The organism is Psychroflexus longus, from assembly GCF_020164595.1.
GTDB classification, from domain to species: Bacteria; Bacteroidota; Bacteroidia; order Flavobacteriales; family Flavobacteriaceae; genus Psychroflexus; species Psychroflexus longus.
Genome location: NZ_JAIQZE010000007.1, coordinates 46069 through 68191 on the forward strand (window position 1 = coordinate 46069; position 22123 = coordinate 68191).

General features: G+C 37.2%; 12 protein-coding genes. 5 read left to right on the plus strand and 7 right to left on the minus strand.

The window, feature by feature from the left end; translation table 11 throughout:
- The 7 genes from LB452_RS07845 to purL all read right to left on the minus strand — a co-directional run bounded on the left by LB452_RS07845 (window position 1) and on the right by purL (window position 12529).
- Entirely contained in the window at window positions 1-1608 is a 1608-nt protein-coding gene (locus LB452_RS07845; RefSeq protein ID WP_224461183.1) for a BCCT family transporter, read from the minus strand.
- A gap of 23 nt (window positions 1609-1631) precedes the next feature.
- The gene (locus LB452_RS07850; RefSeq protein ID WP_224461184.1) at window positions 1632-2765 is read right to left on the minus strand and encodes a hypothetical protein; all 1134 of its coding nucleotides are present in this window, start codon (window positions 2763-2765) and stop codon (window positions 1632-1634) included.
- A 192-nt stretch (window positions 2766-2957) separates the two neighbouring features.
- A complete protein-coding gene (locus tag LB452_RS07855) occupies window positions 2958-4478 on the minus strand; it encodes a SusD/RagB family nutrient-binding outer membrane lipoprotein (RefSeq protein WP_224461185.1) in 1521 nt (506 codons plus the stop codon).
- A gap of 12 nt (window positions 4479-4490) precedes the next feature.
- Window positions 4491-7760, minus strand: coding sequence for a SusC/RagA family TonB-linked outer membrane protein (locus LB452_RS07860; protein ID WP_224461186.1), 3270 nt, complete (start codon window positions 7758-7760; stop codon window positions 4491-4493).
- Between the two features lie 430 nt (window positions 7761-8190).
- Window positions 8191-8358, minus strand: coding sequence for a hypothetical protein (locus LB452_RS07865; RefSeq protein ID WP_224461187.1), 168 nt, complete (start codon window positions 8356-8358; stop codon window positions 8191-8193).
- A gap of 10 nt (window positions 8359-8368) precedes the next feature.
- Window positions 8369-8869 (minus strand): cupin domain-containing protein, encoded by a 501-nt coding sequence (locus LB452_RS07870; protein ID WP_224461188.1) that lies wholly within the window; start codon window positions 8867-8869, stop codon window positions 8369-8371.
- 3 nt (window positions 8870-8872) lie between these two features.
- Window positions 8873-12529: a phosphoribosylformylglycinamidine synthase gene (gene purL, locus LB452_RS07875; protein ID WP_224461189.1), complete on the minus strand. Its 3657-nt coding sequence runs from the start codon at window positions 12527-12529 to the stop codon at window positions 8873-8875.
- Between the two features lie 139 nt (window positions 12530-12668).
- On the opposite strand from purL, the gene LB452_RS07880 reads away from it, so the two are divergent.
- The 5 genes from LB452_RS07880 to LB452_RS07900 all read left to right on the plus strand — a co-directional run bounded on the left by LB452_RS07880 (window position 12669) and on the right by LB452_RS07900 (window position 21396).
- Window positions 12669-13772, plus strand: coding sequence for a DUF3810 domain-containing protein (locus LB452_RS07880; RefSeq protein ID WP_224461190.1), 1104 nt, complete (start codon window positions 12669-12671; stop codon window positions 13770-13772).
- 11 nt (window positions 13773-13783) lie between these two features.
- Window positions 13784-16774 carry an amidohydrolase family protein gene (locus LB452_RS07885; protein WP_224461191.1) on the plus strand — a complete coding sequence of 997 codons (2991 nt, stop codon included), beginning with the start codon at window positions 13784-13786 and terminating at the stop codon, window positions 16772-16774.
- 1 nt (window position 16775) lies between these two features.
- Complete coding sequence (locus tag LB452_RS07890) at window positions 16776-18068, plus strand: amidohydrolase family protein (RefSeq protein ID WP_224461192.1); 1293 nt, start codon at window positions 16776-16778, stop codon at window positions 18066-18068.
- A 248-nt stretch (window positions 18069-18316) separates the two neighbouring features.
- Window positions 18317-20419 carry an ATP-dependent DNA helicase RecG gene (recG, locus tag LB452_RS07895; protein WP_224461193.1) on the plus strand — a complete coding sequence of 701 codons (2103 nt, stop codon included), beginning with the start codon at window positions 18317-18319 and terminating at the stop codon, window positions 20417-20419.
- Between the two features lie 311 nt (window positions 20420-20730).
- A complete protein-coding gene (locus LB452_RS07900; RefSeq protein WP_224461194.1) occupies window positions 20731-21396 on the plus strand; it encodes a porin family protein in 666 nt (221 codons plus the stop codon).
- The last annotated feature ends 727 nt before the right edge of the window (window positions 21397-22123 follow it).

The following is a 22123-nucleotide window of genomic DNA, read 5'->3' on the forward strand; positions in this document are numbered from 1 at the left end:
TTATTTTTTATTTCTTTTTTTAATAATGTTGCTTACAATGTCTTCGTAGTCTTTTTTCTGTTCACTTTCTTTAAATTTTTCTTTTTTGGCAACTTCTTCTTTCAGCCCTCTATATAAGGAATAGCACATAATAAGGAGAATAATTGCAAATGGTAAACCAGTAGCTATAGACGCGGTTTGCAAGGCGCCAAGGCCCCCACCAATAAGCAAGACAGCGGCAACTGTACCTTCAGTTATAGCCCAGAAAATACGCTGACCTACGGGAGCTTCAATTTTCCCGCCTGAGGTCAAACTATCAATTACTAAAGACCCAGAATCTGAGGAAGTCACAAAAAAGCCAATAATTAAAATAATTCCAATAACATTAAGTGCAATTGTGAACGGAAAATCCTCGAAAAAGATAAATAACGCAGTTGCAACATCGTTATCTACAGCTGTAGCAATGGTTTCGTTCCCATTTAAAATCATATCCAATGCCGAAGTTCCAAATGCAGTAATCCAGAAAAACGTAAGTAAGCTAGGAACCACTAGTACACCTAAAATAAATTCTTTAACTGTTCTTCCTTTGGAAACTCGTGCAATAAAAGTTCCCACAAAAGGAGACCAGGCAATCCACCAACCCCAGTAGAATAAAGTCCAACTATTTTGCCACTCACCACCTGTAAAGCTTTCATTCCACAATGAATTTTCAACGACACCGCTGAAATAATTGCCAAGGTTTTCAAGATAGCTTTCAAAAATGAAAAGTGTTGGGCCTAAAACAACAACCAAAAGTAGTAAGACAACTGCTATCCGTATATTCCATTCACTCAGGACTTTTACACCTTTATCTACTCCCAATACAACTGAAATAGTTGCAACACCAGTTATTCCAGCGATAAGCAGAACCTGAGTTGTTATTCCAGAACTTATGCCAAAAACCTGTTCAAGACCAGCAGCTACTTGCTGTACTCCAAGCCCTAAGGAAGTCGCAAGCCCAAACAATGTAGCCAATACTGCAAAAATGTCAATAATATCACCTATAGGACCATAAATTTTATCTCCCAGGAATGGATAAAAAACACTTCTAAATGTGAGTGGTAATCCTCTCGAATATGTAAAAAAGGCTAAAGCCAAACCTACTAAAGCATAAATCCCCCAAGCATGAAAACCCCAGTGCAAAAATGTGAAATTCATAGCTTCTTTAGCTGCAGCTACACTATTGGGATCTGCAGTAGGAGGATTTCCAAAATGCATTACAGGTTCTGCAACACTGTAGAAGAGAAGCCCAATACCCATTCCAGCACTAAAAAGCATGGAAAACCAGGATAAAGTTTTAAATTCTGGCTCTGCATTTTTTCCTCCTAGACGTATACTACCGAATTTACTAAAAGCCAGATAAAGAACGAAAATCAGAAAAACGTTCACACTAAGAACAAATACCCAACCACCGTATTCAGCAATTTGATTTTGTGTTTTATTGAAAAAAACTTCAGCAGCATCTCCAAAATAGAGAGTCAAAGCAATACCAATAATAATTAATATAGTCGATGAAAAGAAAACAGGTCCATTGATTTCTAAACCAAAAATGGACTTCTTTTCATCGCTTCTTGTTACTTTTTGTGACATAAAATGAAATTTAAATTTAAAATTTATCTTGATGAATTATCGGTTAAGAAATAATAACCGAAATTGATATTGAATCTAGCTTCCCAGCCTAGATTTGGTTTTCCCGCTCCAAGTTCATTGTTAAAATCTCCACCAAACCAGGAGTGATTGTAACCTAAAGCATAATCCATATAAATATAGACATCACCTGCTGAAACTAACATGCCAGTGACATTCATTGCAGAATTTTTGAATCCTTCAGCTTTTTTATCCATGTAACCAAAATCATTGTAAAACTGAAGACTACTTATGGGACCAATATCAACAGGTAAATCATAGGAGACTGCAGCGGTATACATTTCAAAATCTGAAGCCACATCATAAGGAAATCCGTAAGCTCCCATTCGTACAATATCTCTGCTTTCTCCGGCAGCGTTGATTGGATTGTGTCGGGTTGTAATCAGAGAGGTTTTTAGATTCCATCGCTTATAAAAAGCTTCATGATGAAGTGAAAGTGAGTAATGGTAACCAACTTCTTTGGTATCTATATTATAAAGTCCGCCATATTGTGCAGAAAGTCCTATTCTTTGTTTAAGCTCTTCACCAGTTTTATATACAAATTTACCATTGAGCTGATTTATTTCCTTGTTTCTTCCTACGATATCATAAGCGTAACGCTCTGATGTTACTGGTCTGGAACCTCCTAAGCTATAGAGTTCAGACCCCTTGAAAAACGCCAGTTGGTATTCAAATTTATCTCCTATATTCATGTATTTGACACCTAAATCATGATCATCTTCTAAACCAACGTAATAAGTCATATTGAAAAACCAATTATGAGAATTATAGGTTTGGATACCGAAAGGAACTTGTGTTAAGCCAAGGTGTATATCTTCATTTTCATTAATTTTATAACCTATCCAACCTTGTTTCATAAAACCACCACCAAAACCTGGGGCGTAAAATCTATATTCTGCATTTAGATAAATATTTTTATAGGAGGCTTCAGTATTTATTCTGATAAAATCATAGACAAAATCTCCACCTATATCTTTTTGATCATCATCCCACGAACTGAGAAGATAATTATAACGTAATGCGCCACCAACATCTACAACTGGTTTGTCTTGTGCATAATTTAAAAGAGGAAGCAGAAATAATACCAAAAACCTTTTCATCAACCTATTAATTTGTAAAGTTAAAATTAACTAATAATTAAAGATATGAGCTTATTTCACTTGTATTTTTAATATTATTTAGTTCTATACAAAAAATATGTTAATTTAATTTCGAGCTATTTTATTATACAAAAGACATAAAAAATCCCCTTACCGAAAAGGGGATTAATACATTTGATTTGATAGGGCGGCTTATTCCATCAAATACATTTTGGCATTTTGATTATTCCCGCCTAATCTGGAAACAGCTTCCTGATAATTTTCAGAATTCAAACTCTGTTCATTACCTGGATATAAAAACCTTACTGGCATTTGATCGCTGTTTAGATTTTCGCAAGGAACAGTCAAGAACTGTACAGCATCAACTGCAAAGTCATCACCATTATTGGCTTCATAAACCATTCTTCTGACATCAAAAAAGGGCTCCATTCCATGAAAAAAGGTAGCAATCCATTTTTGTTCCCAAATTTTGTTCAAAGTGTTGTCAAAGGCGACGCCAGAATTATCGTAAAAGTCATTAACTCCTGTCCATCCAAAGGTTTCTAAGCTTACATTGTAGTATTCCATTGAAGCAACGATACCGTTCTTGAAATGCGTTTCTGTATTGTTTGGTATCAAACCTTTAAAAGCGGCTTCAGCTAAAATAAGTTCTTGTTCTGCGTAAGTGGTTAAAATTCCGTTTGCCTGTTCTTCTCCAGAAGGATGGCTTGGGTAATCGTAATATCTGGCACCAAGTCTGGATCCTCCTTTATCACACGATCCAATAGCATTTCCATTGTCTGCGCCAGAATATGTAGCCTGTGCGCTCACAAATGTATTAATTTCTGTAATGTTATCCGGACGAGCATAAACACCAAGACGTGGATCTGAATAATTCTCGAGCATGTTCACAGCTGGCTTTGCCATAACAATTGCATCGAAGTCACCTTGTTTAAAAGGAAAAATGGGGAAGTTATTTGGGAAAGATCCTAAATAATTCAGTGTTGCATTATCATTATTACTTTCAAAAAGATCTCCTTCAGCAAGTATAGTCTGCATGTCTCCAGACACATCTCTTTTATTACTTAAATGTAATAATATTCTCAGCTGAAGCACATTGGCTAATTTTTTCCATTTAGAAGGATTTCCATTATAAATGATATCACCTTCAACTTCAATATTGTTTGACACGGCTTCGTCAAGTAAAACTTCAGCTTGCTTCAAACGCTCGAGTAGTCCTCCATCACCATCTAAGATTGCTTGTTGTTGGTCATAAGCAGGGGTGAAGTTGTCAGACTCAGTTCCAGCTATAGCTTCAGAATACGGAATATCCCCATAAGCCATTGTCAGTGATGAATAAACCCAAGATTGCATTATGATGGCCGCTGCTTCCGTAGCTGTGTCCCCTTTGTTTGAGGCTATATTTTCAGCATCAGCAAAGTCAGCTAAGGCATCATATTGATTAAGCCAAAGTGTGGTAAAAGCATTCCACTCATACCTGTCTACCTCACTTCTTAAAGTTTTAGCTGTGATTTGAGCTATATTATTGGCGAGAAGAAAAGATTCTTTTACCATTGAGTTCATAGAACTTCTGGTTGCACCTGTTAATAAAACACCAGGAGAAACCACTTCAGGTTCATTAGGATTAGAGTTTACAGATTCGAAGTCAGAATCACAACTTATAAGCATAAGCATTACAAGCATTAAACTCCATATTGATTTAATATAAGTCATCTAAATTATTTTTTAAAGTTTGATATTTAAGGCTAATCCGAAGCTTGATGTCGATGGCAGTGGGTTACTGCCAAAACCATTGACAAAAATCCCATTCCTAATTGAAAAGGTTTCTGGATCTACAGTTGGAACTTCTGTGATTAAAAGCAAATTTCTACCTACCGCAGAAAGTCTAACTGATTCTATGCCATATTCTTCATAAAAACTCTTTGGCACATCGTAAGACAAGCGAACTTCTCTCAATTTAAACCACGTCGCATCGTAAGTAGCTGCTTCTATATTATCACGGTTAAACCCATTTCCATAGTAAGCATAGAAATAATCACGAGTTGGAACTGCAGTTTCATTCGGCGTACCGTCCGCATTTACCCCGGGACCAACTACACCAGCACCTGTTCCGGGAACCGGTGAATAAACTGGTTCACCCGCACCGTTGTAGGACACATTGTATTCCTGTCTTCCCTCCAGAGTAGATATATTTAAATTCGGATCATTATTGTTTGTAATAGTACCACCAGTATTAAACAGGGCGTGACCTCTAGAATAAAAGTTACCACCAACCTGACCGTCGAATAAGAAACCAAATGTCCAGTCTTTATATTTGAATGTGTTTTGCCATCCTATGCGAGCATCTGGCTGATAAGATCCTACTGTAACCTTTTCTTCGGTCATTTGTGGAATACCATTTTCATGTATAATGTTTCCGCTAGCATCTCTTTGAAAACCTAAACCTCTAAGCTGACCAAGTTTCTCACCTTCAACTGCTACGAGCTCTAAATCCTGAGAACCGCCATCACCAGGAAACACATCCGCTACTATTGGATAACTCCCTTCAACACCGTCTGGCAAAGACTCTACAATAGCTTCATTAATACCAATATTAAAATTAGTATCCCAAGAAAAATCTTCTGTTTCTATAGGCGTTGCATTAAGTTGAATTTCAAAACCTTTACTTCTAATTTCACCAGCATTTACTAATCTTGATTCCTTACCACTTGTTGTTGGTACTGGTAGAAATATAATTTGATCCTTACTCAAGTTATTGTAATAAGTAAAATCTAAACCTAATCTGTTATTGAAAAATCTTACGTCCGTACCGACTTCATATGAAATAGTACGCTCAGGTTTCAAGTTTGGATTAGTTGCGAATGTATTATTTGTGAATGCTGGATTATCTCCAAATAAAGCTTGTGGCTGATAAGTATTGGTTAACAAATATGGATCTGTGTCCGAACCTACTTCAGCATAAGCCGCTCTTACCTTTAAAAATGAAAGAGGTGAATCATATGGAATGTTCAATTTTTCAGAGAGTACAGCACTGGCAGAAAATGAAGGGTAGAAGTAAGAGTTATTTTCTTTAGGTAATGTACTGGACCAGTCGTTTCTACCTGTAATGTCAAGGTATAACCATCTATCCCAGCTAAGACTAGCAAATCCAAAGATAGAATTAATACGTTTCTCGGCTCTTGGATTTTCAACCTGAACTTCAGCTCTATTGTTTGTTAATGTAAATTGAGATGGAATCAATAATTGAGAATTATTGGCGATCAAAATATTACTTTTTTGACGCATCATATTTCCACCCAATTTTAAGTCATAATTAAACTTGTCGTCAATATTATTTTTTGTGTAAGAAATGACAGCTTCAGCGTTTATTTCTTGAAAAGACAATTCGTCTTCCCTGTAGCTGCCAAATTGACCAGGAATAGCCTTTGTAGAAGTTGCCCTTCTAAACTGTCGTTGCTCATCTTTAAAATCAACTCCATAACGTCCTCTAATACTCAATCGGTCTGTTAAGCTGTAATTCAAAGTGGCATTACCTATGATTCTGTTTTCCTGGAAGCTATTGGTATTTTCTTCGGTCAACAACCAGGGATTATTTACCCATAATTCCTCTACATAACGTTGTTGTTCACCAACCTGTCCCTCTCTCCAGTAAGGTTTTAATTCATTAATACCAACTTGTCTAGGATACCATAACCAACCATACATGATAGAGTTACTTTCGTCATAACCACCGTTTGGAATATTATCAGATGAGGATCTGATGTTGAACAAGTTGACACGAACTTCCAGTTTGTCATCGAAAAGTTGTTTCCCAACACTAGCATATAAGGTGTTTCTACCTAATCCAGCACCAGGAACAATATTTTGATCATCCATGTAAGTATAGGAAATTCTATAGTCTCCATCCTCTGTGTTTTGACTCAAGGCAACATTGTGAATATTTAAAGTACCCGTTTCAAAGAAATCGTCAAAGTTATTTTCTGCAGGAGTAAAAGGAACAGCTTCACCATTGGAGTTGAATTGTTTTATCAATTGTCCATTCATGCGTGGCCCCCAATTTTCTCCAAAAGCATCGTAATAATCAACACCGTTTTGAGAGGTATAAATATCACCAGATTTATAACTGAATTTTCCATTACCTCCGAAACCGTAGGTGTTTTGAAAATCAGGTTTTCTTAAAATTGTTCTTCCTACGGTTTGTAAGTTTAATTCAACATTAATGTCATCATCTACATCGGAGCCTTTTTTGGTGGTGATTAAAATAACACCATTGGCAGCTCTGGACCCATAAAGTGCTGCAGCTGCAGGACCTTTTAATACAGATATGTTTTCAATATCATCTGGATTCACAACTTGCGATGAATTACCAAAATCGATAGTCGTTGACCCATTCAATCCATCACCTGGTGAAAACAATCCATTGGTTATTGGAATGCCGTTTACAACAAATAAGGCCTGGCTGCTACCAGTTAAGGAAGTTTGTCCACGTATTGTGACGTTTGAAGAAGCAGTGGGGCCATTTCCAGAAGAATTTACAAAAACTCCAGCTACTTTACCCTGTAACTTATTTGATACGTTCCCAACTTTCACGTCAGAAACTTCTTCGGCTCCTAAACTTTGTACAGAATACCCTAGAGCCTTTTCCGAACGTTTAATGTCCAACGCAGTGACAATAACTTCATCTAATTGATTACTCGGATTTAAATTAATCTCAAAAGTGTCTTTACCCAAGATAGAAACGTTTCTACTTTTAAAACCCAAATAACTGACCTTAACTACTTTGTCCTTAGCTTTTACATCGAGTGTAAATTCACCGTCAAAGTTAGTGGTTGTTCCTCTTTTCGGATTTGAATTCTTGACGATGACATTTGCACCCATAAGTGGCACACCCTGATCATCTACGATGAGCCCTGTAATAGTTCTATCATCCTGAGCTAGTGCAACACTTGTAAATAATAGCATTAAACCCAGAATCTTAATGTAATGTTTAACCATGTGACTTGCTTTTTTAATTTTTTTGCGAATGTACACAATGATGTTTATAATTTTTAATCACATAATTAATGGGAAATATGAATCTTAATAAAAACTTAAAAAGTAGATTATTTTATATTAAAAAAATATCTTTTAATGCTTATAATCAGTTATTTATGATTTTAGTCTTAACATTTATTTACGATTAGACAATAAGAATATATGATAGCACGATAAGATTTTAATATTACTATGTATTAAAAAAATTAACATTTCAGAATTTATTCTTAACAATTGACACTTGTTTTCCTTTGATTTTTCCCCTTAAAGATTTAAATAAAAACCTTTACTAAAAAGCATTTTTAAATAAAATCAACTGAAAGATAAATTATTTTAAGCCTTTGACAATTAGGTAATTTTTTAGAATATAAGTAGGAAATGCTTATCAGTGCTAATGCCTTTTACCTTTCCAGGTTCCACCGTATTTGTAATTCGGTTGATTTTGATGCTTTTCAACACAGGACTTGCAGGCGAAAATCCATTTTTTGCCTTTTTCAATTTGAATACGAAAGAGAATCTCAAATTCTTGATGACAAACCATACAGATCTTAGTTTTCAAAGGAGAAATTTTATCTGGTGAACTTTGAAATTATTTTACTATGATTTGGAAATTTCTTCTGAAGTTGTTTGCGTTCAGCTAATTCAAAGTCATTAAAATCAAATCCGGGTGCAACTGTACATCCAACCAATGCGAAACCTTCATTGTTTTCAATTTCGGCAGCAAACCAATGCTGAGCGGGGACGATAAATTGAGGCGTTTCATCTGAAGAAAAATCACTTCCTATTTTGATGTTAGAATAATAACCTTCAGGAGAAATCATATGTAATGAAATAGTATCCCCGGTATAAAAGTGCCAGGCTTCATCCTGATTGACTTTGTGAAATGCTGAAAATTCATCGGACGTCAACATGAAATAAATGCAGGTACTTACACTTCTAGCGGATTCAAATTCCAAAGGCAAACTAGACCCCGGAATTGTAATTTCACTTCTATAAGTTTCCTTAAAATAACCTCCTTCCGGATGTTTTTCTAAGTTTAACTTTTCAATTAGCTGTTCTTTTGAATACATAACTTATGCGTTTTCTAGCCAGTTCTTGGCGTTTTGAAAAGCTTCAATCCAAGGGGAAACCTCGTCTGTTTTTCTGTCTTTAGGATAATGTGCCCAGTTCCAAGAAAAGGAAGATCGTTCCAGGTGAGGCATCATCACCAGGTGTCTTCCAGTTTCATCGCAAAGCATAGCGGCATTGTAATCTGAGCCATTCGGATTCACTGGGAATTCTTCTCTAAAATATTTACCAGGAATAGAGTATTGACTCTTTTCCATAGGCAAGTGGAATTTACCTTCACCATGTGCAGCCCATATTCCTAGAGTAGAACCTTCAAGACTTTTAAGCATTACGCTATTACTTTCAGAAATTGTTACTGCTGTGAAGCGACATTCAAACTTGCCGGAATCGTTATGTAGCATTTTAGGTTTATCAACATGGTTTGGTGTGATGAGACCCAACTCTACAAAAAGCTGACATCCATTACAAACTCCAAGTGACAACGTATCTTTCCTGTTGAAGAAATTGCGTAAAGCTAAATTTGCATTTTCATTGTATTTGAAAGCACCGGCCCAGCCTTTAGCACTACCTAAAACGTCAGAATTGGAGAAGCCTCCAACTGCAGCAATAAATTGAACATCTTCCAGATTCTCTGCTCCAGACATCAAGTCGGTCATGTGGATGTCTTTCACATCAAATCCAGCTATATGCATGGCTCTGGCCATTTCACGTTCAGAATTTGAACCTTTTTCTCTGATGATGGCTCCTTTGATACGTTTCCCCTCTACTGATTTTAATTTTCCATCAAAATGATCTGGAAACTTAAAGCTTAAACCGTTATGCTTGAAGTTATCGTGACGTTCTTTTGCCTTTTGTTCTCCACTTTGGTGCTTGTCAAATTCATAAGAAGTCTTGAGCCAATATTCTCTATAAGCTTCTACGTTGAAATTCAGATTTTGACTCTCATGAGCAATAGATAATTCTCCAGTTGAATTGACTTCTCCAAGATATAATGGCTCAATGCCTAGCTCTTCAAAATCTGAAGTCAGATCTCCATTAGCCTGGAAAACTAGTCCAGAATTTTCAGCAAATAAGAGTTTAACCAAGTCTTTCTCTTCAAATTGATTGAAATTTAATTCTGCACCTAAATCATTATGAGCAAAGCATAATTCTAACAGAGTTGTTATCAATCCACCGGAAGAAATATCATGTCCGCTTGCAATTTTATGCTCCTTGATCAGCTTTTGAATGGCGTTGAATTTCGTTTTGAATTTAGCATCGTCATTTATTGATGGAGCTTTATTTCCAACTTTATTCAATAACTGAAGGAAGGCTGAGCCGCCAAGTTCTAAGTCATCTTGTGAAAAATCTAAATAATAAATGGAGCCTGCGTCCTTTTGGAACATTGGTTCAACTACATTTCTAATGTCATTACAATGTCCGGCAGCCGAAATGATGACCGTACCAGGTGATAGCACTTCCTGGTCTTTGTAACGTTGCTTCATCGACAAGGAGTCTTTACCAGTTGGTACGTTGATTCCCAGATTAATAGCAAATTCTGAAACAGCCTTCACCGCATCATATAATCTGGCATCCTCGCCTTCATTATTACAAGGCCACATCCAGTTAGCTGAAAGTGATACAGATGTCAGTTCTTGCTCTAGAGGTGCCCAAATGATGTTGGTTAAAGCCTCAGCAATTGAATTTTTAGCACCAGCAATGGAATTGATTAAGCCTGAAATAGGCGAGTGGCCAATCGAACTGGCGACCCCTTCTTTACCGTTGTAGTCTAAGGCAACCACACCGCAATTATTTAGCGGAACTTGCAACGGGCCGACAGTTTGTTGTACAGCCACACGTCCGGAGACGCATCTATCGACTTTATTTACAAGCCAGTCTTTGCAGGCAATTGACTCAAGTTGAAGTAATTGTTCTACGTAATCATATATTTTTTCTGAATCATATTCAGCATTTGAATAAGTTCTCTCAACTCTTTGGTCAGTCATGATGGTTTTTGGTGAACTTCCAAACATATCATCTAACTTCAGATCCAAAGGTTTTTCCTGTGTTTTGGAATTTTTGAAAATGAATTGGTGATCATCAGTCACCGTTCCTACGCTATACATAGGGGAACGCTCCCGTATAGCTACTTTTTCTAAAAATGCAGAGTCTTTTTTGCCAATCACAAGCCCCATACGTTCCTGAGACTCATTGCCAATGATTTCTTTGGCTGAAAGCGTAGAATCACCCACGGGTAGTTTGTCTATATCAATATGACCTCCAGTGTCTTCAACGAGTTCACTCAAGCAATTGAGATGCCCTCCAGCACCGTGGTCGTGGATTGAGCGTATCGGGTTTTTATCAAGTTCTACCATTGCCCGAATAGCATTAGCAGCTCTTTTTTGCATTTCAGGATTAGACCTTTGAACGGCATTAAGTTCAATACCGCTTTCAAATTCACCAGTATCTGCAGAAGAAACCGCAGCCCCTCCCATACCAATTCTGTAGTTATCGCCACCAAGAATGACAATATCATCGTCTTTTTTAGGAACGTCTTTTAGTGCCTGATTGGCTTTTCCGTAGCCAACGCCACCAGCAAGCATAATGACTTTATCGTAAGCCATCAGTCGGTCATGCTCTTCATGCTCAAAAGTGAACAGAGAACCATTGATAAGTGGTTGACCAAATTTATTTCCAAAATCTGAAGCTCCATTAGATGCTTTGATCAGGATGTCGAGTGGACTTTGGTAGAGCCATTCCCGTTTTGAAACTGCTTTTTCCCAGGGTTTATTATCGGTAAGTCTTGGGTAAGATGTCATATAAACCGCAGAACCTGCAAGAGGTAAAGAGCCTTTTCCACCAGCAAGTCTGTCTCTTATCTCACCACCACTTCCAGTTGCAGCACCATTAAAGGGTTCTACTGTGGTGGGGAAGTTATGCGTTTCTGCTTTTAAGGAAATTACAGAATCGAATCTTGAATTTTTATATTCTGAAGCGATGTCGGGACGCATAGGAGCAAATTGCTCCACTTTAGGCCCTTTTATGAAAGCGACATTGTCTTTATAAGCTGAAACAATAGTGTTTGGGTTTTTTTCTGAGGTTTTACGAATCAGTTTAAAAAGAGATTCTGGTTGTTCTTCACCGTTAATCACAAAGGTTCCATTGAAGATTTTGTGTCGGCAATGCTCTGAGTTGACCTGTGAAAAGCCAAAGACTTCCGCATCGGTTAATTTTCGACCCAATTTTTTAGAAAGATCTACTAAATAAGTAACTTCTTCTTCACTTAAGGCTAAGCCTTCTTTTTGGTTGTAATCTGAGATGTTGTCGATGTCGAGAACAGCTTCAGGTTGAATATTGATGGTGAAAATATCTTGATGTAATCCATCATAACTTTGAAAAAGCATTTTGTCAAAATCCTTTTTCTCTGAATTGGCTTCGTAAAACTCTTCAATTCGCTGAACGCCGTCTATGCCCATGTTTTGAGTAATCTCCACCGCATTGGTACTCCAAGGAGTAATCATCACTTGTCGTGGGCCAACAAACTGACCTTCAATATGAGTTTCATCGATGAATTGCGCATCGCCAAACACCCATTTGAATTTTTTGATGGTTTCGTAATCTGGACGTTTATCGATGGAAACTGCAAAATAATGCGTCGATTCAGCTTTAAAGAAAATGATCATTTCTTGATGGATTTGAGTTGTATTTTAAAGCCTTCAAAATTACGATAAATATGTGAGTATTTTTAAAATTTAGTTAAGTTTGAGTTTTTAGGTATATCCTATAGTATCAATACTATTCAGCTACAAATATAATTTTCAATTGAAAAAAATCACTTTAAAACTTCTTGCTTTATTTTTCCCCATTCAGTTGCTTCTGATTTATATTTTAAAGCAAAATCCCTTTTGGGTAGAGGAGTTTTATAGTCGTAAGGTTTTCTTATTCGTTTCTCAAGTTCAGCATTATTTGACCTCTTGGATTCCATTTTCGATTGGAGACCTGTTTTATTCAGCTTTGGTGCTCATCATCTTGTTTTGGATCATTAACTTATTTAGAAGAAAACCCACCAGCAATTACAGGACGGGCAGATTTAGAAAACTAAGGACGCGATTTTTGGAAGCAGTGGCTTTTTTATCGCTGCTTTATTTTCTTTTCCATCTGTTCTGGGGATTCAATTATTACAGACTTCCTCTGCATCAGTCCTTAGGAATTTCGACATATTATACCAAAGAGGAATTGCATGAGTTTGCTTGTGATTTGATTCAGAAAACCAACACCTTACATTCAGAATTGGTAAGTCATGATAGTTTGAAAGTAGAGTTTGAGTTTACCCAAAATCAACTTCAGCAATCAGTTTTTGAAGCTTACAAGCGTTCCGAAAATGAAGATTTACAAATGCCATATCGAGTGGAAAATGTTAAAAAATCTTTGTTTTCCTTACCGCTATCGTATGCTGGTTTTAGTGGTTATGTGAATCCATTTACCAATGAAGCCCAGTATAATTATAAAATCCCCAAATACAAACTACCCACTACAATAGCCCATGAAATAGGACATCAGCTTGGATTTTCTAAAGAAAATGAAGCCAATTTTATCGCTGCAATTATCACGATGGAAGATGAAAATCAATTTTTACGCTATTCGGGTTTAACTTTTTCTTTAAAGTATAGTCTCAATGATATGTACAGAAAAGATCCTCTTTTATCTGAAGCTCTTATTGAGGAACTCAATCCTGGAGTCATGAAGAATTATAAAGAAGTTCAAGAGTTTTGGCAAGCCTATAGCGGTCCCGTAGAATTGATTATGGAAACTGTTTACGGCAATTACCTCAAAGTCAACAATCAGCCCCAAGGTATAGAAAGTTACAATTATGTCGTGGCTTTGCTAGTCAACTATTATCAACAAAAACAAACTGTTAAACACTAAATTTTACATTCATGAAACAAAATGTCTTTTTTTTACTTTGTTTGTTTAGTTTGAGTCTTTTTGCTCAGGATTATTTTCCTGACAATAAAGGCGTCAAAACTAGATCGAGCAATTACATCGCCATTGAATCGGCAATTATTCATATTTCCCCGTCCAAAACTATTGAAAACGCCACCTTATTATTCAAGGATGGGAAAATAGTAGATGCAGGCAAAAACGTTAAGTTACCAGGAAATACAATGACCATTGATGCCAAAGGCAAGCATATCTATCCTTCTTTTGTGGAAGTCTATTCAGATTTTGGCATCAAGGATATTGAAAGTGCACCTAATGCATCTCAACCCCAGTATGACCCCAACCGAAAAGGCTATTACTGGAATGATCACGTGAGACCAGAGCAATCTGCAAAAAACCATTTCAAATTTGATTCTAAAAAGGCCGAAGCTATGCGTAAAGCTGGATTCGGTGCGGTGAATACACATTTAGCTGATGGCTTTATCAGAGGAAACGGGAGTTTATTAGCTCTTACTGAATCTGAAAATTATAATCAAAATCTGCTAAAAGAAGAATCTGGCTTTTATTATGAATTCAGTAAAAGCAAACAGTCCAGACAAGCTTACCCGAGTTCCATTATGGGTTACACGGCTTTGTTAAGACAATTTTACCACGATACGAAAGCTTACGAAGAAGGCATCATCGAAGATAAAGATCTGGCCATTGAAGCGTATTTGGCAAAACGAAATTTACCACAATTATTTTCTGTTGATGATTACTTGGATGCGATGAGAGCTGATAAAATCGGAGACCAATTTGGGGTACAATATACCATCATTGGATCCGGAGATGAATACAAACGAGTTGAAGACATCAAAACAAGCAATGCTCATTTTGTATTGCCGCTTAAGTTTCCTGATGCTTATAATGTTGAAGATCCATTTTTAAGAGAATATTTGACTCTAGGTGAAATGAAACACTGGCAGTATGCTCCGGCTAATGCCAAAATCCTTGCAGAAAACGGCGTTGATATTTCTTTTACATCCAAAGGACTCAAGTCTCCGGATGAATTATTGAAAAATCTTAAGAAAGCTGTAGAACGTGGATTGGATAAAAAGACGGCTTTCGCAGGAATTACAACTCAACCGGCAAAAGCTATTGGAGCTTCAGACCTGCTAGGAACATTGGAAAAAGGGAAACTAGCCAACTTTATTATTACTTCAGAAGAACTTTTTGAAGATGAATTTAAAATTCACGAAAACTGGGTCCAAGGTCAGCGATACAGACTCGAGCCTTTAGATGTTATCGATATTTCAGGATCATACGAATTGGTTTTGAGTGGCGTACTACACGAGCTAGACATTAAAAACAAATCAGGAAAATTTTCTGCTGAAGTTAAAAAAGATACTTTAAAGTTAGGTGCTAAATTGACTTATGAAGATGACTGGATGACCTTGGTGTTGAGTGATGAAGATAAATCTAAAGAAGAGTACGCTATTTTAACTTCTAAAATCGAGCCTTTTCAAACAAGTTTTAGTGGAAAAGCTATTCTAGGTGACGGTAATACGACAACTTTTAAGGCGATGAAAAAACAAACGGAATCTTCCTCAGAAGAAGAAAAGGAAGAAAAAGAAGAGGAGGATGAAGCTATGGAAATGCTTTCCATGACCTATCCAAATTCAGCTTATGGTAGAGCATCGGCTCAAACACAACCTAGTCATATTTTGATTAAAAATGCAACTGTGATTACAGGTGAAGAAGCGGGCACATTAGAAAATACCGATGTTTTATTGAAAGATGGAAAAATCGATAAAATAGGTAAAGATTTAAGCGATCGCAGAGCAGAAGTCATCGAAGGTACTGGCAAGTTTTTAACGGCTGGTATTATTGATGAGCATTCACACATTGCAGGAACTTCGATTAATGAAGGTGGACACAATTCTTCCGCTGAAGTCACTATGGAAGATGCTGTAGATCCAGATGACATCAGTATTTACCGATCGTTGGCTGGTGGAGTCACCAGTATTCAGTTGTTACACGGGTCTGCCAATCCAATAGGGGGGAGATCTGCAGTCTTAAAATTGAAATGGGGAGAAAACGCTGAAGATTTGATTTATGACAATACTCCGAAACACATCAAATTCGCTTTAGGTGAAAACGTAAAGCAATCCAATTGGGGCGGAAATTCCAGATTTCCACAATCTAGAATGGGAGTAGAGCAGGTCTTCAGAGACTACTTCTCCAGAGCTAAAGCTTATGGTGAGAAAAAAGCCTCCGGTAAGCCCTATCGCTATGATGATGAAATGGAAACTCTACTGGAAATCATAAATGGAGAACGTTTTATCAGTTGTCATTCTTACGTTCAAAGTGAAATTAATATGCTGATGAAAGTCGCTGAGGAATTTGATTTTACAGTGAATACGTTTACCCACATTTTGGAAGGATACAAAGTGGCCGATATCATGAAAGAACACGGCGCTGGTGGTTCTACCTTTAGCGACTGGTGGGCTTACAAATACGAAGTGAACGATGCTATTCCTTTTAATGCAGCCATCATGCACAATCAGGGCGTAACGGTAGCCATCAACAGTGATGATGGTGAAATGATTCGCCGACTTAATCAGGAAGCGGCCAAAAGCATGAAATATGGTGGAGTTCCTGCAGAAGAGGCCTGGAAATTTGTCACTTTAAACCCTGCGAAATTACTTCATATTGATGATAGAGTGGGGAGTATCAAAGAAGGCAAAGATGCTGATGTCGTCCTTTGGAATGCAGATCCACTTTCGATTTATGCAAAACCTGAAAAAACGATTATTGAAGGTGTGGTGTATTTTGATATCGAAAAAGATTTAGCCATGCGCGAGCAAATTCAGAAGGAAAGACAATTCTTAATCAACAAAATGATGAAAGTCAAAAACAAAGGCTTAAAAACTCAGCCGATTAAGAAAAAAGAGAAAGAATATCTTCACTGTGACAGTTTAGATGATATTAACCATATACACGAATAAGATGAATTACAAACATATATTGACAAGCTGTTTTGTTGCTCTAGCTTTGGTTTTTTCCAGTCAAGCTCAACAAACACCAGCCCCGAAGCAAACTGAAGCTATTTCTATTATAGGCGCAACAGCTCATATTGGAAATACTCAAGTTATCGAAAACTCCGTTATCGTTTTTGAAAACGGAAAAATCACTTACGTGGGAACAGATAAAACTGAAGCTAAGGGCAAACAAATCAATGCCGACGGCAAGCATGTGTATCCTGGCTTTATAGCACCTAATGCTACTTTAGGTTTGGTGGAAATCGATGCTGTTGCGGCGACTAATGATGAAGATGAATTGGGTAAGATGCTTCCGCACGTGAGAAGTCTGATAGCCTATAATGCAGAAAGTAAAGTTGTAGAAAGTATGCGACCAAACGGAGTCTTGATGGGACAAATCACTCCACAGGGTGGTCGTATTTCTGGAACCTCGTCCGTGGTTCAATTTGATGCCTGGAATTGGGAAGATGCTGTGATCAAAGAAGACGACGCTATCCATATGAATTGGCCAAGAGGTTTCAGCAGAAGCGGAAACTGGTATGATGCTGATAGAGTTTGGGAAAAGAACAAAGATTACACAAAAGAAATTGATGAAGTCATTGCTTATTTTAATAATGCTAAAGCTTACGTTCTAGGATCTAAGGATACGGATTTAGAATTTGAAGCTATGGCTGGGTTGTTTGATGGTTCTAAAGCTTTGTTCATTCATGTGGAAGGTGAAAAAGAAATTAAAGACGTCATCAGTTTTAAAAATAAGATGAATTTGGATCGAGTCACTATTGTTGGTGGCTATCATGCCCATAAAGTAGCTGAAGATCTTGCTGCAAACTATGTCTCAGTACTCGTGCAGCGTACACATTTGAATCCAAATTTTGAAGATGATGATTACGATTTGCCTTATAAATTGCCGAAATTATTAAGCGATGCCGGAGTTTTAGTAGCTCTAGAAGGTAGCGGACGTATGGAACGTATGAATTCCAGAAACTTGCCTTTTTATGCAGGAACTGCTGCAGCCTTTGGAGTTGACAAAGAACTAGCCGTGCAGATGATTACATTGAACACCGCTAAAATTCTTGGTATGGATGATCAAATCGGCTCTCTTGAAGTTGGTAAAGACGCTACGCTTTTTGTAAGTGAAGGCGATGCTTTGGATATGAAAGGAAATATTTTATCGCATGTTTACATTCAGGGAAGGGATGTGAGTTTAGAAACTCATCAAACTGAATTGTACAAGAGATATTCTGGGAAGTATAGCGATTAATCTTTTCTCAATTATTAATAAAAAGCTGTCAGTTTCTGGCAGCTTTTTTTTGTTGTGTCATACCGATAATTATTGAAGGAGTAAACCTTTGATTTTCTCGACAGGAAAGATTCTTCAGTCGCTGAAATGACTCATTTATAATAACAGAGGGGCAACGCTCTGGCAATTTTCACCTCAATTATTCCAAACGTAGATTTTTCTAGAGTTTAAAAAATCTCCTTCTTACAAAATATAGTATTTTCGTTTTTATGAATGCAAAAACTTTACAAACTCCTATAGAATACCTTAAAGGCGTAGGTCCGGGCCGGGCCGATCTGTTGAAAACCGAGTTAGGTATTCATAGGTTTCAGGATTTGCTGCAGTTTTTCCCTTTTCGGTATATCGACAAGTCTAGGTTTTATAAAATATCAGAACTCCAAGATTCTTCTGCCGAAGTTCAAATCATCGGTAAAATCACAAATGTCAGGACGGTTCCTATGAAAAAAGGAAAACGCCTGGTAGCTGAATTTGAAGACGATACTGGGAGTATGGAGTTAGTTTGGTTTCGTGGTCATAAATGGATTCTCGAAAACCTCAAAACCAACTCTCCATATGTAATATTTGGTAAGTTGAATTACTTTAATGGGAGTTTTTCGATGCCACATCCCGAAATTGAAGAATTGGAAAAAGCCAAAACCAAAGCCCAAATCAAACTTCAGCCAGTATATCCTTCCACCGAAAAATTGAGCAAACGCGGAATTTCCAATCGGGTGATCAGCACTTTGATTTTTGGTCTCTTGGAACAGTTCAAAAACTTTCAGGAAACCTTGCCGAATAATGTAATGTCTGACTTGAAAATGTTGTCCAAAACGGATGCCATGCGAAATGTACATTTCCCGCAGTCAGCAGAGCTTTTGGCTAAAGCGCAATTCCGATTGAAATTTGAGGAGTTTTTTTATATTCAATTGCAGTTGTTACGCAAAAATGCTGTACATAAAGTAAAAATCAGAGGCTTTACCTTTGAGCAAGTTGGAGACTATTTCAATTCATTTTACAGCAATGTTTTACCCTTCGAATTAACTAATGCTCAAAAACGGGTGTTGAAGGAAATCCGCAAAGATTTGGGAAGCAATGCCCAAATGAATCGGTTACTCCAGGGCGATGTAGGTTCCGGAAAAACCATCGTGGCCCTGATGACCATGCTGATGGCCATAGATAACGGCTTTCAGGCCTGTTTAATGGCACCAACAGAAATTTTGGCAACACAGCATTACGAGGGCATTTCAGAGCTCTGTGATCCTATTGGTGTAGAAGTTGAATTACTCACTGGCTCAACCAAAAAGAAAGATCGAAAAGTCCTGCACGAGCGACTTCAAAATGGAGAATTATATATTTTAATCGGGACACATGCTTTGATCGAAGATACGGTTCAATTTAAAAATCTTGGATTGGCAGTCATAGATGAGCAGCACCGCTTTGGTGTGGCTCAACGGGCCAAACTCTGGAAGAAGAACTCGCTTCCGCCACATGTGTTAGTAATGACAGCTACACCCATTCCAAGAACTTTGGCGATGAGCCTTTACGGCGACTTGGATGTGTCGGTAATCGATGAATTACCTCCTGGTCGTAAGGCGATAAAAACTGTACATCGTTATGATAGCAACCGATTGAAAGTCTTTAAATTTATTAAGGACGAAGTTGATAAAGGACGGCAGGTGTATATAGTGTATCCGTTGATCGAAGAGTCAGCCAATTTTGATTATAAAGATTTGATGGATGGTTATGCGAGTATTGAACGTGAATTTCCTAAGCCGAAGTATCAGATTTCTATAGTTCACGGGAAGATGAAACCTGAAGATAAAGCTTACGAAATGGATCGCTTTGTCCAGGGCAAAACACAAATTATGGTGGCTACGACAGTGATAGAAGTGGGCGTAAATGTGCCTAATGCGAGTTTGATGATTATTGAGAGCGCCGAGCGATTTGGTTTATCTCAATTGCACCAGTTACGAGGTCGAGTTGGGCGAGGAGCAGAGCAGAGTTATTGCGTATTAATTACGGGCAAGAAGTTAAGTTCCGATGGCAAAACCCGGATGGAAACCATGACCGCTACTAACGATGGTTTTGAAATTGCAGAGGTGGACTTAAAACTACGTGGTCCCGGTAATCTGATGGGGACTCAGCAAAGTGGTGTGCTGGATTTAAAAATCGCTGATTTAGTCAAAGACAATCAAATTTTAAAAACTGCTCGTAGTTACGCACATCATGTCATCAATGCGGATCCTAACTTTCAATTGGAAGAGCACAAAATGATCAACCTGACCTATAGAGAACTTTTCAAGGACAAGACGATTTGGAATTATATAAGTTAGATTTTTGTTGAATAAGAATGTAATTTTAAAAGACCTCACAGTCCCGAAAAATCGGGACTGTGAGGTCTAAACAATTATTTAATCAACTAAAGATAATATTTAGAGATGTTATTTTGAGTAAATAGTCACGTTAATCCAGTTGCTTGGTGCTAAAGAGGCTATATTTTGTTTCAAATTGAATCTAAATCTAAGGATATATTTAGTTTGGACTTACCTGAATTGTCAACAGTTTAGAATATAGATAATCTTATCTTTATCGAAAGATTTTAGTTATTAAGTTTTGAGTATCAACTTCCAATCATTTTAATTTTATGGAGTTTTTAAAAAAATACCTTAGTTATTTTAAGCGCATTTTATGGATTTGTTTTATCCAATTCTTATTAACATTCTCAATTCAAGCTCAGACTAAGGGCGTTTTCGAAAAAGAAAAATGGCTGGTAGAAGCACAAACGGGATTGTCCTTTTCATGGGCAGACTTAGCGTTAGCGGATAATTCACTGAGCTTAGAGCAAGAAGCTACTTTTGAAAATGCGTTTAAAGCTGAACTAAATTTGGGTATAAATTATAGCTTAGCAAAAAACCTTCTGACCGGGTTTAACGCAGGAGTTGGGTATTTATCTTACGACACTCAGCAAACTGGTTTAGCGAATACGTTTACTAATTATCAATTTGGCCCTTACTTGAGATATTACATACCACTTAACGGTCTTTTTGCTTTGTTTGCTCAGTCGGGTGTAGATCAAAATTTCCTTTCGTCCAATCGGTATTCTAACACTTCTTATTTCAACGCTTACCTTGACCTGGGCTTCAGCATGAAATTAAAGTCAAAATGGTGGATTTCTTTGCGGTTCACAAATCTGGCTTCTTATTATTCCGATGACTTCAATTTTGAAGATAGGGACGGATTTGGGATTAGTAATCCACTGAAAAACTTTATAGATTTTCCCGTGTTTGGAGTGCTATATCAACTGGATTGATCTGTAATTCAGGCTTAGAAGCTTTTTTTGCTTCGACGAGACTGCCTGTATTGTATTTTGTAGGCTGTGAATCTTTATGCCTTTCAATAGGGTAGATTCTTCCCTCCGCTGCTCTTCATTTAGAATGACAGCGCGACATTGTTATTACGACATAAGGAGGAATCTTTTGGTTTATTTTAGAATTTTTGTATTTCGAAAGCAGAGATTCGGCAGTCGTCTATCGACTTCTTTCCGTCGAAGGATCAGGCAGTCAGGCGGGTTCCTTTGAAAAGGGCAGGATTTTATGCATAGAAACGCATAATTCTGAATTATAAGAGATATTCTAAAAAACACTAGGATTACTGTCAGTTCGAGTGTTTTGAGAGTGAAGCATAACGCAACGAATCAAAAAAGTATCGAGAACTATTTTAAGGCTCTCGATACAAACACATTTGATTTTTATCAAAAACCAAATGTGTCCACTCGAGCTGACAGAAGAGTTTGATAAAAGAGCTACTTAATCGTGAGTATTCTTTTTTGATATCATTCCTATAGAGAAGCTTAGTTGGATTAAAGTAAAAGCATAAATCAATAATGCCGACTTCAGTGTGTCCTCTTGCCAAACTGAATGTTTAATTAAACGAATAGCCTTAAGAAATGTATCTGAAGACATCAAGCCAACCTTAAGAAATTCAACTTAAGAAAACCTGAGTAATTATAGCCTTGAGGTTTTAAACCAAAACCGTAT